The following is a 15875-nucleotide window of genomic DNA, read 5'->3' on the forward strand; positions in this document are numbered from 1 at the left end:
ATTTATGTGTATGATGCAAAAAGTTTGTCAATCACACCAAATCCCGCCAATGGTGAAGTGACTGTCGCAATTGAATCGACTGATAAAAACGAACTTATTGTTTCAGAATGGGATTTGGAAGTCTTTTCCGAAACAATGTTATTGAAAGCAAAGAAAACCAAATTGAAAGGCAAAAGCACAACTATTCAAACCTCCGGATGGAAAGAAGGAATTTATATGGTGCGTGTAAAATACAAGGATGAAATTTTAACCGGAAAACTTATTGTGAAGCGATAGAAATTTGACGTGTATACCATAAAAACAAATATCATGAAAATCAAAATTTTTAAATTGAGCTTAATTGCCTTGCTGCTTAGCTTTATATCAGCAGGGTGCCAAAAAGACGACATTTTTGAACTCGATATTGGAGACGAAAATGCCGTAATCCTAAAAGAAATAGATGGAATAGAATTTAAATTCTGTCTTTTGAATAAAGAAGGAGAACCTGCTACTATTTTTAATGAGGGAGAGAATTTTACTTTCTACTTTTCAGTTACAAATAAAAGCACTCAAGACCTATTCTTCGATCCAAACTTTGCCTATACCAATGATAACGATTTTTGTCGCATTTATAGTTCAAATAATCAGAATCTTGGGAAGCCATTTATTTTTTCTGGCTACGACAAATTAGGACTTGGTGCTTATCCCTTTGCTTCCGGTCAAACTTATACTTATCAGGAACAATGGATAGATGATAGAGATTCTATTTGGACCTGGCAACACGGTTACTATAATAGTGCAAAACAGGCTCATCTTATAAAAGGCGATTATTACACAAATTTTAAATATCGTTTCCGTTTCTCCGCTTTCAACGGAGAGACTCTCGATACCGATACGATACGCTTTAAAATCAATTTTAAAATCCAATAAAATGAAACGTACAACCCTATCCTTAATTTTAATAATTGTTGTATCACTAACATACGGGCAGGTAGAAACAAAATTCTACTCGGATAAAAATGCATTGGAACAGGTTAAGTTTATTCGAGATCATGCTAAAGCAAATAAAGTAATAACCTTCCCTTCATTTGATGTCCAAAAATTAATTGATGAGGATAAACAAATTCAAGGAACTGATATCCCTTTTCGTTTTGGGAAAGGGTTTGATGTAAATATTACTTTGAATGATGGAGAATGGACCAATGTTGATGGCGGTCGTCTCTGGTCTATGGAGTTTCAATCAAAAGGAGCTTATTCCATCAACTTTGTTTTCAACCACTTTTATCTGCCTGACAGTGCAAGGCTGTATATTTCCAATGAGACGGGGTCAATGTTATATGGTCCTGCAACATCAAAAGAAAATACAAAAAACGGCTTCTTCCTGACAGATCTTGTCCAGGGAGATGACGTAACAATATACCTGTTTGAACCACAAAATGTGATAGGCAAATCAACGCTGACAATAGAAAAGGTGGTGCATGCTTATAAAAATATGTTTCCAAAAACAAATGGAAATTTGGGAGGTTCCGGTAGCTGCAACAATGATATTGCTTGCTTCACTGCCTGGGACGAAGAATCGGATGCTGTTGCCTTAGTGCTTCTATCAAGTGGAGCAGAATGGTGTAGCGGATCATTATTGATGACAGCTGATCGAACTTTTGAACCCTACTTTTTGTCCGCTTTTCATTGTATTGATGCCTCTCGGAATGGGAGTTTATCTTCCACTGAAATATCTAATGCGGAGAATTGGATGTTTAAGTTTCAATATAAAATGACCTTATGTGGCGGAAGTACAGCAACCACTGGAATTACCTATAATGGTGCACAATTTAGAGCGGCTTGGAATTCCTCAGACTTTGCCCTGATGTAAATGGATAACTCTCCGGTTGGAGACTCCCGCTTTTCCTGGTTGGGATGGGATAGAAGCGGGAATACACCAACATCAGGAACAGGTATTCATCATCCTTCCGGAGATGTAATGAAAATCTCATTTGATAATAATCAACTTGTAGAAACAAATTATTTGAGTAATACAGGAACTTCACATTGGAGAGTCTCATGGGATGACGGAGTAACAGAAGGTGGTTCTTCAGGTTCACCTTTATTTGACCAAAACAAAAGGGTTATTGGACAGCTCCATGGCGGATATTCTGCTTGTAATTCCAGCGATATGAGAGATTGGTATGGTTGCTTTTATCGATCCTGGACAGGAGGTGGTACAAATACAACCCGTTTGAGCAACTGGCTTGATCCTTGCGGGTCAGGAGCAGTTACCACTAACACATCAAGAAGTCCATATCTTTCCGGCTCCTCCATAGTTTGCTCTTCCGGTGCCACCTTCACCATCTACAGCCTGCCGTCCGTGGATTCCATTATTTGGGAAACCGGGTTCTTCCTCACTATCCACTCAGGACAAAATACCGGTTCCGCTGTAATAAAGGCTACGGGCAACGGCAGGAGTTGGGTACAAGCCAGGCTGGTTAATGATTGTGGTAGCATTACCCTCCCCCGTCAAAGGATTTGGGCGGGAACTCCTGCCCCAACCATCCTATTGTGTACCGTAAATAATAACTATCCCGGAAGTGTAGGGCCTTCCGTAGATTTTGGTTTTGCGGGAGAAGATTATTGGTTATACGCTTATGGAACAGGCTTATCGGGTAATGATGCCGATTATCTTTGGAAATTTTACCCGTCCGATCCCTTACAGTTGCCGGTACAGGGAACAGGAAGGCAGATCGAATTTTCGAAGGATACACCTGGTAATTATACCGTATCGTTACAGTACAACGGAGTGTGCGGCTGGACCAATGAAATTTTTAAGAATATCAGGATAGAATATGATCTGAGATCAAAAAATTACTTAAGTATTTCGCCAAACCCCACCACCGGCGAAACCACCCTCACCATTGAATCCGGGACAGAATCCGAAACATTAAAATCTGCTTCGGTTGGAGAAGATACATTTGACTATAATGCAGAATGGGACATGGAAATCTACAGCCCCACCCAGGCATTAAAAACAAAGAAAACCAAATTAAAAGGTAAAAGCACAACCATCCAAACCGCCGGCTGGACCGAAGGGGTTTATACGGTGCGTGTAAAATATAAAGATGAAATATTAACCGGAAAACTTATTGTGAAAAGATAGAATTTTTCACCTGTAATAAATCAAACCTTCAGGGTTTCTTCCCTGAAAAGTCATAGTCTCACTCAAAGTGAGGCTATGACTGAGAAATATGCGTAACATGAGAAGTGTATCTTAAAAAAAGGCAGACCTGTAAGCCGGGTTCTGTATCCTCCGCCAGCTGGCGAAGAACCTTTATCATTTATCTTGTCCCGTCATTGCTGCCGGGATCCTTGCAGCCTACCCCTCCTGACTCCCGGTGTGCAGCCGGAAACGAAACGGGCCGTTTCGTTGAGCAGCAACAGCTTTTCAATCAGGATATATTTGGCTTTGCAACCCGCGAGGTGTACGGCTGACCGTGTCGCCACGGCCACCGGTGGGCTTTTACCCCACCTTTTCACCCTTGTCCGCCGAAGCTTTAGCGATGGCGGGCGTTCCCGCATGTAAACCAAAACTCCAGCAAGACGGTTATTTTCTGTTACACTTCTATCCCCTTTCGGAGATCTCCCGGTTAAGGAGCGCGGTGCCCCGCGTTGCCCGGACTTTCCTCCCCGGCATTTGTTGCCGAGGTGATAAAGCAGCCTGCCGGTGCAAAAATACAAAAAATGTTCCAGGTTTCAGGTTATCTTGTTTCAGTTCAACCAGGGAATTGAAACTTTACCATGAAAAATAAAACTTAATGAATTAGGCACTTAAGTTAAAATGTTAACTCTTTGTATTAAATCCAGCGGATTTAAATGTTTATAGTTCATTGAGGGGAATCGAAGAATACGACCCTGGCCAGGGTCGAACTCCAATGCATACATTTTTTCTAAAAACATTTGATGCCGCTGGCATCAGATTTGGCATATAATAACAATTGCACAATATTTCCGAAACGCCTAATTCAAAAAACTTATTTTCTTCTCAGTATCACCATTGTAGCGCCGTAACCATATTCTTTAAACGAGGCGTCCTGAAAAGTGTATTTCGGAAATTTGGATTTGAGCAGCCTGGTCACCTCCTGCTTTAAAACGCCCTGCCCTACCCCGTGTATAAAAACAATGCGTTTGGCACGCGACTGGATGGCCGATTGCATTTCATTATTTACTTTCTCCATCTGAATATCCAAAATTTCTTTATTGCTTAGCCCGTCAGGATTATCGAGCAGTTCATGAATATGAAGGTCCACTTCTATGATTTCCCCGTCGCGGTGTCGTTCTGGTTTTTTTTCCACCGGTTTTGGTTCTTTTGCCTTCACCACTTTCCGGAAATCATCGTCGGTAAGCTTATTTATTTCAGTATTCAAGAGGTTTTCCGTGATCTGAAAAATCATTGCATTCCGCTCGAAAAACAAATTGGAATAGAAACTTTTCTCCTTGTAGAATTTCACAGGATTCACTTTAAATTTTTTTGATACCGGCTGACGCTTTTCTGTATCCTCATCTTTAAAAAAGATAACATTGAAAAAGTATTCAGGTAAATCACTGATATCATTTTCGGCAATACTTTCCAGCAGCTTTTTTGAATTGGGCTGAACTGTTCCGTATTCCACCGTTTCATAAGCACCTTCGCTAAAGTGGGCATAATGAAAAAGCAGGGTAAAATTGCTATCGTTTACCAAAAAGAGTTCAATTTCGCCGGCCAGCGGATTTTTATCGTCGGTTGGTACAAAGCAAAAGTAGAAGTCGGGAGAATCTTTACCTTCAATAATTTCGCCTGTTTCTTCTTCTTCGTATTCTTCATCCTCCGTCTCTTCCTCAATTTGGGGCGCGGTAACCCTGTCGGGTTTATTTAAATCCGGGTCGCTCACATTTATCAGCTGCGAAACGGGATACGGAATTTCAAAACCATCCTCGTTCTCCACGTTTACCATGTTCTTCCCAATAAAACCGGTTACAATTCCTCCTCCAACGTCGTTTAAAAATTTAACCTTATCTCCTGTTTTTATCATATTCTCAAAATTTTTTACAAAAGTACAATATTTTTATCCATTCAATTTTTAAGCTATTTTTGCAGCCTCGTAAAAAAAAAGAGAATTGCACAAATTTCAAAAAATAAAAATAAGTGATTTCACGTATCAGCTGCCGGAGGAGCGAATTGCCAAATATCCGCTGAAAGAGCGGGATAATTCAAAGCTGCTTTTCTGGCAAAAAGGAAAGACGGAACAAACTGTTTTCAGGAATATTACAAGCTACCTGCCCAAAAATTCGCTGCTGGTTTTTAATAACACGCGGGTGATTCATGCGCGCCTTTTTTTCCGGAAAGAAACCGGGGCAAAAATTGAAATATTCTGCCTGGAACCGGTTTCACCAGCTGATTACCAGGTTGCTTTTCAGGAAAAAGAAAAAGTTACCTGGAAATGCATGGTGGGCAACTCTAAAAAATGGAAAAGCGGTGAATTGCATCGTGAGCTTGAGATAGACGGGAAATCAGTCATTTTGAAAGCCGGCAAAAAAGAACAGCAAGGCAATACGTTTTATATTGAATTCAACTGGAATGGCGGTTTTACGTTTGCTGAAATAATTGAAAAAGCGGGAGTGCTGCCCATTCCACCCTACCTGAACCGCGAAACCGAACCGGAAGATGAGCTCACCTACCAAACTGTGTATGCCAAAAACGACGGCTCGGTGGCAGCACCCACGGCCGGTTTGCATTTCACCCAAAGTGTGCTGAAAAACCTTGCTGAAAGAAATATTGAAACCGCCGAAATTACGCTGCATGTGGGAGCCGGAACATTTCAGCCGGTTAAGTCAGAAACCATCGACGGGCACACCATGCACCACGAGCAGGTTATAATTTCCAAAAGATTTATTGAAAAACTGCTTTCACATGCCGGAAAAATAATTGCCGTGGGCACCACTTCAGTGCGCTCACTGGAAAGTTTGTACTGGCTGGGACTGAAACTCGAAAAAAAAAGCCATCCGGGCGACATTCCGGAAGTTTTGCAGTGGGAACCTTATGAAAACGAGGCAACCATCGGCGTTGAAAAAGCACTGCAAAACATCCTGGATTTCCTGGGAAAAACCCAGCAGGAAACAGTACGTTTTTCAACACAAATAATTATTGTTCCGGGTTATGAATTCAAAATAATTGAAGGAATGGTCACCAACTTTCATCAGCCGCAAAGCACGCTGCTGCTGTTAATCAGTGCGTTTCTGGGCAACGATTGGAAACAGGTTTACCAGTTTGCACTGGATAATAATTTTCGGTTTTTGAGTTACGGCGACAGCAACTTATACCTGAGGTGAACAACCCCAAATTTAATCCTCAAATTTCAAATTGTTTTTGCCATATTTACATTACATTTTAAGAAGAAAAAAATGAGAATTTTAGAAAAACTTGAACCGCAACCTTTATTCAACTATTTCGAAGACATTTGCCAGGTGCCGCGCCCCTCGAAAAAGGAAGAAAAAATCAGGAAATTTCTGCTCGATTTTGCAGCTAAAAATAACCTGCCGGCAAAATCCGACAGTGCCGGGAATGTGTTGATTTCGAAACCAGCCAAGCCAGGCAGGGAAAATGCCCCCACAGTGATTTTACAAACTCACATGGATATGGTGTGCGAAAAGAACAGCGATAAAGTTTTTGATTTTGACAATGACCCTATTCAGCCACTGATTGAAGGCAACTGGGTAAAAGCCCATGGGACAACCCTGGGGGCAGATTGTGGAATTGGTATTGCCGCGCAAATGGCGGTTCTTACTTCAAACGAAATAAATCACGGGCCCATTGAATGCCTCATTACGGTGGATGAAGAAACCGGACTGACCGGTGCTTTTGCGCTCGAAAAAAATTTCATGACGGGGTCAATTCTTCTTAACCTCGATTCGGAAGATGAAGGCGAAATATTTATTGGTTGTGCCGGCGGGATCGACACGCTTTCTTATTTTACTTATGAATATGAAAATGTTCCCGATAACACAGTGGCTTACAAAATTTCTGTCACCGGGCTTCAGGGGGGACATTCAGGCGACGACATTCACAAAAACCGCGGCAATGCCAATAAAATTATAAACAGGTTTCTCTGGATTGCAGGTCGCGATTATGGAATGCGGCTAAATGAATTCGACGGCGGAAACCTGCGCAATGCCATTGCCCGCGAAGCCCATGCAAAAATTGTTGTTCCGGCAACTGAAAAAGAAGAATTTCTGAACACTTTTCAGCAACTGGTTTCCAATATAAAGTTTGAATTTAAATTTAATGAGCCCAAACTTCAGATAAAGGCAGAAAGTATTGAACTTCCGGAAACAGTAATCGATGAAGCAACACAGAAAAACCTGCTCAATGCGGTGTATGCCTGCCCGCACGGAATCTTAGAATGGAGCACGCGCATGGAAGGCATGGTTGAGACCTCTAACAACCTGGCATCGGTAAAATTTGTGGCGGGCAACAAAATAATGATTACCACCAGCCAGCGCAGCGAACTGGAAAGCCGCAAATATTATGTGGCCGAAATGGTACGTTCGGTTTTTGAAATGGCCGGTGCCGGGGTGAAACACACCGACGGCTACCCGGGCTGGACGCCGAACCCCGAGTCGGACATTCTGAAAATTACTGTGGATTCCTATAAAAAGCTTTTTGGCAACCAACCTATTGTGCGTTCCATACACGCCGGGCTTGAATGCGGACTGTTTCTGGAAAAATACCCGCATCTCGATATGGTTTCGTTTGGCCCCACCATTTTGGGCGCCCACTCGCCCGATGAGCGGCTCGATATTGAAACCACTTCCAAGTTTTGGAAACACCTGGTGGATATTCTGGAGCGGATTGATTAAAGAACAATAAGTTCCTCAATATTTTTATATGAATCGAGAAGTAATAAATTGGTTTTCATGGCTGACTATTTTTCTGTGCAGTTTACTCTTCCTGCGTATGTTTCTCTTTTTTGTGCCTGCGCTTGTGATGTCGCCTGCCGGTAATAAGGTCAACAATTACCCGCGTGCCCATGTCCATGGCAATATCCCTGAGTTTATCGGTTAAATTCTCAACTATATCGGCTGTTGAGCCGGCAATTTGTTTTTCGTAAAGTTTTTCCTGGTATTTAAGTTGCCTTTTCAGCATACTTAATTCACGCATATTTCTGACTGCCTTCATCTTAACTTTCTTTTTCCTGTTCGTCATCTTCAAATAGAATCTCCGAGAAATTACTGATTACGGAGTTGGTCACAATCTTTTTCCGGAATAAAAGAAAGCCGACAGCCACAATAATGAGGAAACCGCCTGCAATGAGCACCCCTTCAAAATAGTTGTGGTATGTTTGCCCGTACCAAACGGCAAAAGCCGCGGCAGCACAGCCTATTACCAGAGAAAACAGTAACGTAACCACAATCATGTTGAAGAGGTATGATATAGATCTGCTTACTTTTTCAAGAAGTGTAAGTTTTGCCAGGTCAATTTTTGCCTGGACATAACTTTTTACCGAACCATTCAGTTCGCCAATGTTTTTTGCTAAATCTTTGCTCATTGCAATTAATAAATTAACGGTTTACCAATCAGTTGAATAATAAAAAACTGATGCTATCAGGCTTTTTCAGTTTTAGCCGTATTTTCATTCACTTTGGCTTTTACTTTTTCTTCGGCTTCGTGAGCCTTGCCCCGCATTTCTTCCATTACTTCGTTTACCTGGTCTTTCAAACCGTCAACTTTTTCACTGATAGTATCGGTCATCTCCTGCGATACACTTTTCACTTTCTTAGAAATGTCTTTCCGGGTTTTTGAACCTTTGTCAGGTGCAATTAATATCCCGGTTACTACTCCAGCTGCCGTTCCGGCAACAAATCCCAATAATGCGTTTGCTGTTGATCGTTTCATAATTTCTACTTTTAAAATTGTTTATAATTAATTTTTATTTTCTCGCGTTAAACACTGTATTATGCTGGTTTAACTTCGCCTGTAATTATGAAAAAAACATTCCATTAATCCAGTGGAATTCCCCTCAAAACATAAAACACTAACTATCAAGAAATTGCACTTCGAGGGGATTTTTTATCAAAAAACATAATGTGTGAAGTAAATCCACAACCTGTGTAATTTGTGAACAACAATTGGGGAAAAGAGCAGGACCGGGAAGGCCGGGAAGGGCAACATTAAACGGAATTCCCGGTAATCAGGAACTCAATATAATTTTGGGGGATGGGTTTTTCCAGAAAGGCACTAACCACGGGGTATTGCATCACCTGATTGCGCAGTTTTTCTGTGTTGTTGCAGGTGCAAACGATTACTTCAGGTTTTTTCAGAAATGATTTCAGTTCCGATATTTTTTCAAGCGTTGAAGCCAGTTTTACACCTGATATTTTTTCGTCGAGAAGTATGTAATGCAGGTTCTTATTTTTTGCAATAATTTGTTTTTCAATAAAATGAAGTGCTTCCCTGAAGTCATTGAAAGGGAAAAAATACTTGTCGAGTTCTTTACTGCTCAGTACTTCTTCCTGCTGATGGAGAAAGGAAGAATCGGAGTCGATACAAAGGACCTTTTTTCGTTTTTGTTTCATCACCACTTCAATTTGATACTACCTTAAAAATCAATTACTATTCCAAAAAAAATAAGCGTTCATGAAAAAAGGTCACTCTTTCAATTTATAATTCTCTGCTTCTTCAATTATGGTATCGATTGCAGCCGCTGCTTTTTGGGCAAGCGGGGACATGGGGGCAAAGTTTTTTTGGTGCAGTCCCAGCTCTTCCAGACGGGTGAGATGGTTCACCAGGTTATGCAATTTAAAATAACGGAACGAAGGGATGGCTTTGTGTGCTTTTTGCCCCACTTCTTCCCAGTTTCCTTCACCGGCCAACCGGCGGATGCTTTTAGAGGTATCCTTTGCATTGTTTACAAACGTATCCATCATCTGGTTGAAAAAGGGTACGTTTCCACCGGTGGTTTTCATAAGATCAGAAGTATCGAAATGGTCGGTTTCATTTTCAGGAGTTTCACCACCCGTTTCTTTTTCAGCGCTTTTTATTTCCTGAACTTCGATATCGAGCAGGTTGCAAATTTTATTGTACAATTTGTCTTCCCTGAACGGTTTTAGAATATAATCGTCGAAGCCGCTGCTTAGGTATTTTTCGAGGTCTTTTTCCATCACATTGGCCGTAACAGCCAGCATTTTTACATGGCGGTTGGCATTTTCGGTGTTTTTCCTGATTTTCTTCACCACATCAACTCCCGAAAAATGAGGCATGTGGATATCGAGCAACACCACATCGAATGTTTCTTTTTCGAGCCACTGAAGCGCCTCGGCTCCATCGCGGGCAATTTCAAAATCAATTTCCCATCCGGATAAAATGGCTTCAGCCAGCAGCAGGTTGTTTTCATCGTCATCGGCATACAAAATGCGTTTGTCGCGCAGCAGGTTAAAATTCAAATCGTATTCCTTCGCCTTTTCAACTTTATCAGATTCCTTCGCCTTTACAAAAGGAATAACCACGGTAAATTCAGAACCTTTCCCCGGTTCGCTCTCCACATGCATCCGGCCATTGAGCAGCTCCACCAGTTTGCGCACAATAGTGAGTCCCAAACCGGCACCCTTGCGCATTTTTTCATTTTTCATACCCGGCTGGGCAAATTCATCAAAAATAGTATCCAAATCTTCTTTTGAAATCCCAATGCCTGTATCTTCCACTTCAAAGCGCAGGAACACTTTTTTCGAGGTACTTTTCTCACTAAAAACACGGACAGAGACTTTACCTTCATCGGTAAATTTTAAGGCATTCGCAGTTAGGTTAATTAAAATCTGTTTCATTCTGAACGGGTCGCCAATAACGACTTTGGGAACAGTTTTATCAATAATAAAATGAAACCCGATATTTTTTCCATCGGCCCTGAACCGGAGCGATTCTTTCACATTCTGCACCAGTTCGCGGGTGTTAAACGGCACTTCTTCAATAAATATTTTTCCCATGCCAAGTTTAAACAGAAAAAGCACCTCGTTGACCACCGACAGCAAATGTTCAGAAGATTTTGAAATGAGCTCGCTGAATTTTTTCTGTTGCGGCGTGAGCCCTGTTTTGTTGAGCAGCCCGGTAAATCCCACAATTGCATTAAGCGGTGTCCTGATTTCGTGGCTCATATTGGCCAGAAACACTGATTTGGCTTTGTCGGCATCTTCAGCCTCCCGCTTGGCCCTTATGAGATTTTTCTCCACCTCTTTTTCTTTGGTCACATTCTGCGAAATTAAAGCCCCGCCCACTACCTGTTTGTTAAGCCCGTAAACGGGTGTGGCACTCACAAAATACACCTCTTTTTTTATCCGCACTTCGCCTTCCGACACTTTGCCATCCAACGCGTTGCGGTAAAACGGGAAAAGGCGTTTCTGGGTTTTCTCGTCGAATACTTCAAAAAGTGTTTTCCCGGTCACGTCGGCATTGGAGAGTTTCATCTTCTCTTTTTCGCGGCCACCGGTAAGCACGTGCCTGAACTGGTTATCAAAAAGATAGACATCAATGTCGGGCAAATTTTCAAGCAGGATTTCGCGGTAATCTTCAAGGTCGGAAGGTGTTTCGTTAAAAAACAGCAGGCCGGCTGCCACTGCTTCCAGGCTATCGCCAAACGTAACTTTTTCGAGTAAAATATTAACAGGAAGCATGATTCCGTTTTTCGAAACAATATAGCTGTCGAACGACTGCGGCTCGTCGGTTTCCCATAAAAGCCCGGTACGCTCTTTTAACTGCACAAAATCTTCTTCGGCCATAATTGCATTAATTTTGGGAAGCCGCTCTGGGTTTCGCCGCCCAAAAACATTTTCCATGGCCCCAACGAATCTAATAATATTGAATTCTTTGTCGAAGTACAATACCGCATCCTGCCTGGCACCTTGTTTTTCCGGCTTGAGCTCTCCCGTGTATATATCGAGCCGTGCAGTTTTCAGCTTGTGGCTCAGCAAATCGAGCGATTTGTCCAGTTCCACCAGCTTTTTCAAATCGGCATCTTTTTCGCGGAGTCCCGATATCAGTCGCGAAATTTGTTCCAGGTGTTTATTCAGATTTTCTTCCATTCATCAGCAATTAGTTGCGGCAATTTAAATGAACAACGTCATTTATAAAATGCTTAAAGGTAGCATGTAACCCGAAAACCACAAAAAAGAAGCCACAAGAAAAATCGGCAGATTGCTTGCGAATTGCAGCGCATTGGAGTAATTTGGCGGGTAGTAATTCAAGATAACAACTAAAAAAAATAAAAATGAATTACCGGATCAACCTGCTTTTCTCCCTAACCGCACTTGTATTTTTAACTTTTCTGACAGCAAGCTGCAACAACACCAATTCAAAAGCAGAAAACAAATCGGCCGAAACTCCTGAGGAACTGCCGCAGGGCTGGATTTCGCTGTTTGACGGCGAAACGCTCGATGGCTGGGAAATCACGCAGTTTGGCCCTCATGGCCCGGTAAATGTTTCGGAAGGAAACCTCGTGCTGGGAATGGGCGACGGTTGCACCGGTGTAACCTGGACCGGTGATTTTCCGCGTATGGACTACGAAGTGTCGCTGGAAGCCAAAAAGGTTTCCGGGCACGACTTTTTTTGCGGAATGACATTCCCGGTAGATACCAGCTACTGCTCGCTCATAGTAGGTGGCTGGGGCGGCCCGGTTGTTGGGCTTAGCTCAATCGATGGCGTTGATGCCTCGGAAAATGAAACCAAAATCCTGAAAAAATTTGAACAAGACACCTGGTACCACATCCGCTTGAAAGTTTCGCCCGGTAAGATTGAAGCCTGGATAGACGACGAAAAGCTTGTTGATTTTGAAACCGCCGGCCACAAACTATCCATCAGGCCCGAAGTTTACCTTTCGCGTCCGTTCGGAATCTGCTCATGGGTAACCACTGCTGCACTGCGCAACATCAGGCTGAAAACGGAAGATTAAAGAAAAATCCCCTCGCCCACTCCGATGGGCAGGTCGAGCCAGAACCAAATAAAGAGCAATGCCACCCACATTATAAACAGCACAACCGCGTAGGGTACGAGCAGCGAAAGAATGGTACCGATGCCAATGTTTTTATCGTATTTTCTGACCCAACCAATCAGTAGCGGGAAATAGACATACAACGGACTGATAGCGTTGGTGATGGAGTCGCCCACACGGTACATCAGCTGAATAAAGGCCGGATTATAGTCAAGCTGCGACAGCATAGGAATAAAAATGGGCGCAAAAATGGCCCACTTGGCCGAGCCGCTGCCAATAAATATATTCAGGAATGCAACCAAAATCATATACAACGTAAACATCAGCGGGCCGGTTAATCCGCTCGATTGCAGGAACTCTGCCCCGTTAATGGCCAGAATGGTATCCAGGCGGCTCCAGCTAAACAGGTTGATAAACTGGGCCACAACCAGCATGAGCACAATGTATCCTGAAAGATCTTTCATCCCCTGCTCCATGAACTTGAGCAGGTCGTCGGGCTTTTTAATGCTGCCTGTAATTTTGCCGTAAATGTAGCCGGGAATGGCAAACATAAAAAAGAGAATGGGTACCAGTCCGCGTAAAAAAGGCGATGGCACAATCCCTCCTGTCTCCTGGTTACGCAACGGCGCGTTTGGCGGAACAAGCAGGGCAACAATAACCGATACATAAATTAAGGTGGCCAGCCCGGCATAGCGCAATGCTTTTTTCTCGGTAGCAGAAAGTTTTGGAGGCTCATCGAAGGATTGAACAGCGGCATCGCCCACAGAAAAAGCGCTGCACCGCGGAATGGTAAACCGTGAAGCCACAAAGGCACCGCCCACCCCGAGCAACAGCGTGGACACAATCATGAAATACCAGTTGGCTGTGGCACTCACTTCGGCACCAGGGTTAAATTGCTGAACTACTTCGGTGCTGATACCGGCCAGAAGCACATCGGTTCCGGCAATAAAAAAATTGGCGGTGAAGCCGGCAGTTGCACCGGCGTAACCTGCAATGAGGCCCGCAACCGGATGCAGCCCCATTTGCGAAAAAATTAACGCTGCAATGGGAGGCACAATTACCACCCCGGCATCGGAACCAATATTACCACATGCCCCGATGATAAAAATAACAGGCAAAACAATTTTACGCGGAACAGCAAATGCCATGGTGCGCATAATTATGGTAAGCAATCCGCTCCGCTCGGCCACAGAAACGCCCATCAGCATTACCAGCACCAGTCCCAGCGGGGCAAAATGGGCAAAATTAGTTACCATCTCTTCGAGAAAACGCCGCAGCCCCCACCCCGATACCAGGTTTTTGGGCACAACGGTTTCGCCCGTTCCGGGGTCAATCGCGCTGATGCCGCTAAAGGCTGCTATGGCGCTTAAAACAATAATTATAACGGTAATCCATACAAATAACCAGAACGGGTGAGGCAGTTTATTGCCCATAACTTCAATCCACCTCAATACACCTGTACTTTGGGGTGGTTCATCCCTTTTAGTTTCTTTGGTTTGCTTTGCCATATTAAATTTTTGTTTTGCTAAAAATAATAATGTGGCACAAAATCGGTTATTTTTTCTTAACCGGAAAATGATAACAGACTTTTTAGGCGGAACTTGTTTTAATCTTCAATATTTTATAGATTTATTGCATTGAAAATTAAAAAACAACCGTTGAAAAACCAACCGAAAATAACACTCAGCACTGCAACACACCGCCAACAAACGGTAGTTAAGGTTGAATTTGCTTACAACCGTGAATTGATTGACGAGCTGAAAGCCCACACTAACGCCCGCTGGAGCGCCAACATGAACTGCTGGTACATTCCGAAAGACAAATTTGTATTGGGCGAATTTTTCACTGCCATGAAACCGGTGGCATGGATTGACTATTCGGGGTTGAAAAATCAAAATTCGAAGCAACCCCAAAAAAGCACCGGGAGAAATTACAGTCCGGCCTCGATGAAAAAGCGAATTTCGAGTGAAACCCGGGAAAAAATTGATGATTTTAAAAAATGGTTAGAACAGGGTCGATATGGTGAAAATACGGTAAAAACCTACACCCATCAGCTCGAAATTTTTTTCGGATATTATTCAGACATCCAGCCGGAGAATATAACAACACAACATATCACATCATTCAATAGCGAGTTTATTCTGAAAAACAACCTGAGCGCCACATTTCAGAACCAGACCATAAGCGCATTGAAAAAGTTTTACAGTTACAACTATAATCGCAACCTGGAAGCTGAGAGTTTAGAGCGGCCACGAAAATCGCATGCGTTGCCCAAAGTGATGGATAAAAAAGACTTGAAAAAGTTTTTTGAAAGTATTAAAAACACCAAACACAAAATAGCTTTTGAAACGATTTACGCATACGGTTTACGGCGAGGCGAGTTGCTGAACCTAAAATTACAGCACATCGATACAAAGCGCGGAATGATTTCTGTTATAAATGCAAAAGGTAAAAAGGACCGTTCGCTGCCTATAAGTAAAAGATGGCTCGAAAAGGTTAAAACCTATTACCATACCTACAAACCCAATACCTATTTTATTGAAGGCCAGTATCCGGGTAAAAGTATAACAGCCGGAAGTTTGCAGAAAGTTTTTGAGCGTGCACTGGCGGACAGTAAAATAAACAAACCCTATACGATTCATTGCCTGAGGCACAGTTTTGCCACCCATTTACTTGAAAATGGTACCGATTTACGATATATTCAGGAGTTGTTGGGACATAAATCCTCGAAGACTACTGAAATTTATACCCATGTAAGTAAAGAGAGTTTAAAAAACATTAAAAATCCGTTTGATGATATGGAAATATAAAATAAGAAAGGTTGACAATACTTCCAACATAAAGAAATATTGTATAGCTTTGGATCACAGACAACGTAGTTGAACGAAACCGCCTCTG

15 protein-coding genes and 1 other RNA gene are annotated in these 15875 nt (G+C 42.5%); 8 read left to right on the plus strand and 8 right to left on the minus strand.

Annotated features, from left to right (window positions below):
• From ACTCNA_RS15125 to ACTCNA_RS15140, 4 genes are all read left to right on the plus strand, one after another.
• On the plus strand, positions 1–276 hold a 276-nt coding region (locus ACTCNA_RS15125), incomplete at its 5' end, for a T9SS type A sorting domain-containing protein (RefSeq protein ID WP_462948774.1).
• 33 nt (positions 277–309) lie between these two features.
• Complete coding sequence (locus ACTCNA_RS15130) at positions 310–909, plus strand: hypothetical protein (protein WP_462948775.1); 600 nt, start codon at positions 310–312, stop codon at positions 907–909.
• Between the two features lies 1 nt (position 910).
• Positions 911–1849, plus strand: coding sequence for a hypothetical protein (locus tag ACTCNA_RS15135; RefSeq protein ID WP_462948776.1), 939 nt, complete (start codon positions 911–913; stop codon positions 1847–1849).
• Positions 1850–3127: a hypothetical protein gene (locus ACTCNA_RS15140; protein WP_462948777.1), complete on the plus strand. Its 1278-nt coding sequence runs from the start codon at positions 1850–1852 to the stop codon at positions 3125–3127.
• Between the two features lie 114 nt (positions 3128–3241).
• Here the strand turns inward: ACTCNA_RS15140 and rnpB are convergent.
• An RNA gene (rnpB, locus tag ACTCNA_RS15145) (RNase P RNA component class A) lies at positions 3242–3692 on the minus strand.
• 306 nt (positions 3693–3998) lie between these two features.
• Positions 3999–5036, minus strand: a complete 1038-nt coding sequence (locus ACTCNA_RS15150) for a Smr/MutS family protein (protein WP_462948778.1) — start codon at positions 5034–5036, stop codon at positions 3999–4001.
• 85 nt (positions 5037–5121) lie between these two features.
• Here ACTCNA_RS15150 and ACTCNA_RS15155 point away from each other — a divergent pair, with 85 nt between their 5' ends.
• Together ACTCNA_RS15155 and ACTCNA_RS15160 are read left to right on the plus strand one after the other, a co-directional pair.
• Positions 5122–6333, plus strand: coding sequence for an S-adenosylmethionine:tRNA ribosyltransferase-isomerase (locus ACTCNA_RS15155; RefSeq protein ID WP_462948779.1), 1212 nt, complete (start codon positions 5122–5124; stop codon positions 6331–6333).
• A 72-nt stretch (positions 6334–6405) separates the two neighbouring features.
• The gene (locus ACTCNA_RS15160; RefSeq protein WP_462948780.1) at positions 6406–7860 is read left to right on the plus strand and encodes an aminoacyl-histidine dipeptidase; all 1455 of its coding nucleotides are present in this window, start codon (positions 6406–6408) and stop codon (positions 7858–7860) included.
• A gap of 82 nt (positions 7861–7942) precedes the next feature.
• Here the strand turns inward: ACTCNA_RS15160 and ACTCNA_RS15165 are convergent, their stop codons facing one another.
• From ACTCNA_RS15165 to ACTCNA_RS15185, 5 genes are all read right to left on the minus strand, one after another.
• Positions 7943–8179: a hypothetical protein gene (locus ACTCNA_RS15165; protein ID WP_462948781.1), complete on the minus strand. Its 237-nt coding sequence runs from the start codon at positions 8177–8179 to the stop codon at positions 7943–7945.
• A 1-nt stretch (position 8180) separates the two neighbouring features.
• Positions 8181–8549, minus strand: coding sequence for a phage holin family protein (locus tag ACTCNA_RS15170; RefSeq protein WP_462948782.1), 369 nt, complete (start codon positions 8547–8549; stop codon positions 8181–8183).
• A gap of 56 nt (positions 8550–8605) precedes the next feature.
• Positions 8606–8896, minus strand: a complete 291-nt coding sequence (locus ACTCNA_RS15175) for a YtxH domain-containing protein (RefSeq protein ID WP_462948783.1) — start codon at positions 8894–8896, stop codon at positions 8606–8608.
• A gap of 275 nt (positions 8897–9171) precedes the next feature.
• Complete coding sequence (locus tag ACTCNA_RS15180; RefSeq protein WP_462948784.1) at positions 9172–9576, minus strand: response regulator; 405 nt, start codon at positions 9574–9576, stop codon at positions 9172–9174.
• Positions 9577–9648: 72 nt separating this feature from the next.
• Positions 9649–12072 (minus strand): ATP-binding protein, encoded by a 2424-nt coding sequence (locus tag ACTCNA_RS15185; RefSeq protein WP_462948785.1) that lies wholly within the window; start codon positions 12070–12072, stop codon positions 9649–9651.
• 185 nt (positions 12073–12257) lie between these two features.
• Between ACTCNA_RS15185 and ACTCNA_RS15190 the strand changes: the two genes are divergently transcribed.
• Complete coding sequence (locus ACTCNA_RS15190) at positions 12258–12938, plus strand: 3-keto-disaccharide hydrolase (RefSeq protein WP_462948786.1); 681 nt, start codon at positions 12258–12260, stop codon at positions 12936–12938.
• Here ACTCNA_RS15190 and ACTCNA_RS15195 read toward each other — a convergent pair.
• Positions 12935–14485 (minus strand): AbgT family transporter, encoded by a 1551-nt coding sequence (locus ACTCNA_RS15195; protein ID WP_462948787.1) that lies wholly within the window; start codon positions 14483–14485, stop codon positions 12935–12937. The two genes, ACTCNA_RS15190 and ACTCNA_RS15195, sit on opposite strands and share 4 nt — an antisense overlap.
• A 150-nt stretch (positions 14486–14635) precedes the next feature.
• On the opposite strand from ACTCNA_RS15195, the gene ACTCNA_RS15200 reads away from it, so the two are divergent.
• A complete protein-coding gene (locus ACTCNA_RS15200) occupies positions 14636–15787 on the plus strand; it encodes a tyrosine-type recombinase/integrase (protein ID WP_462948788.1) in 1152 nt (383 codons plus the stop codon).
• Positions 15788–15875 lie beyond the last annotated feature (88 nt).

Source organism: Tangfeifania sp. (assembly GCF_055108615.1).

Coding starts and splice junctions, on each gene's coding strand:
- ACTCNA_RS15175 (WP_462948783.1), bottom strand. CDS start 8,896: ATGAAACGATCAACAGCAAACGCATTATTGGGATTTGTTGCCGGAACG.
- ACTCNA_RS15130 (WP_462948775.1), top strand. CDS start 310: ATGAAAATCAAAATTTTTAAATTGAGCTTAATTGCCTTGCTGCTTAGC.
- ACTCNA_RS15180 (WP_462948784.1), bottom strand. CDS start 9,576: ATGAAACAAAAACGAAAAAAGGTCCTTTGTATCGACTCCGATTCTTCC.
- ACTCNA_RS15185 (WP_462948785.1), bottom strand. CDS start 12,072: ATGGAAGAAAATCTGAATAAACACCTGGAACAAATTTCGCGACTGATA.
- ACTCNA_RS15150 (WP_462948778.1), bottom strand. CDS start 5,036: ATGATAAAAACAGGAGATAAGGTTAAATTTTTAAACGACGTTGGAGGA.
- ACTCNA_RS15170 (WP_462948782.1), bottom strand. CDS start 8,549: ATGAGCAAAGATTTAGCAAAAAACATTGGCGAACTGAATGGTTCGGTA.
- ACTCNA_RS15140 (WP_462948777.1), top strand. CDS start 1,850: ATGGATAACTCTCCGGTTGGAGACTCCCGCTTTTCCTGGTTGGGATGG.
- ACTCNA_RS15160 (WP_462948780.1), top strand. CDS start 6,406: ATGAGAATTTTAGAAAAACTTGAACCGCAACCTTTATTCAACTATTTC.
- ACTCNA_RS15135 (WP_462948776.1), top strand. CDS start 911: ATGAAACGTACAACCCTATCCTTAATTTTAATAATTGTTGTATCACTA.
- ACTCNA_RS15165 (WP_462948781.1), bottom strand. CDS start 8,179: ATGAAGGCAGTCAGAAATATGCGTGAATTAAGTATGCTGAAAAGGCAA.
- ACTCNA_RS15190 (WP_462948786.1), top strand. CDS start 12,258: ATGAATTACCGGATCAACCTGCTTTTCTCCCTAACCGCACTTGTATTT.
- ACTCNA_RS15195 (WP_462948787.1), bottom strand. CDS start 14,485: ATGGCAAAGCAAACCAAAGAAACTAAAAGGGATGAACCACCCCAAAGT.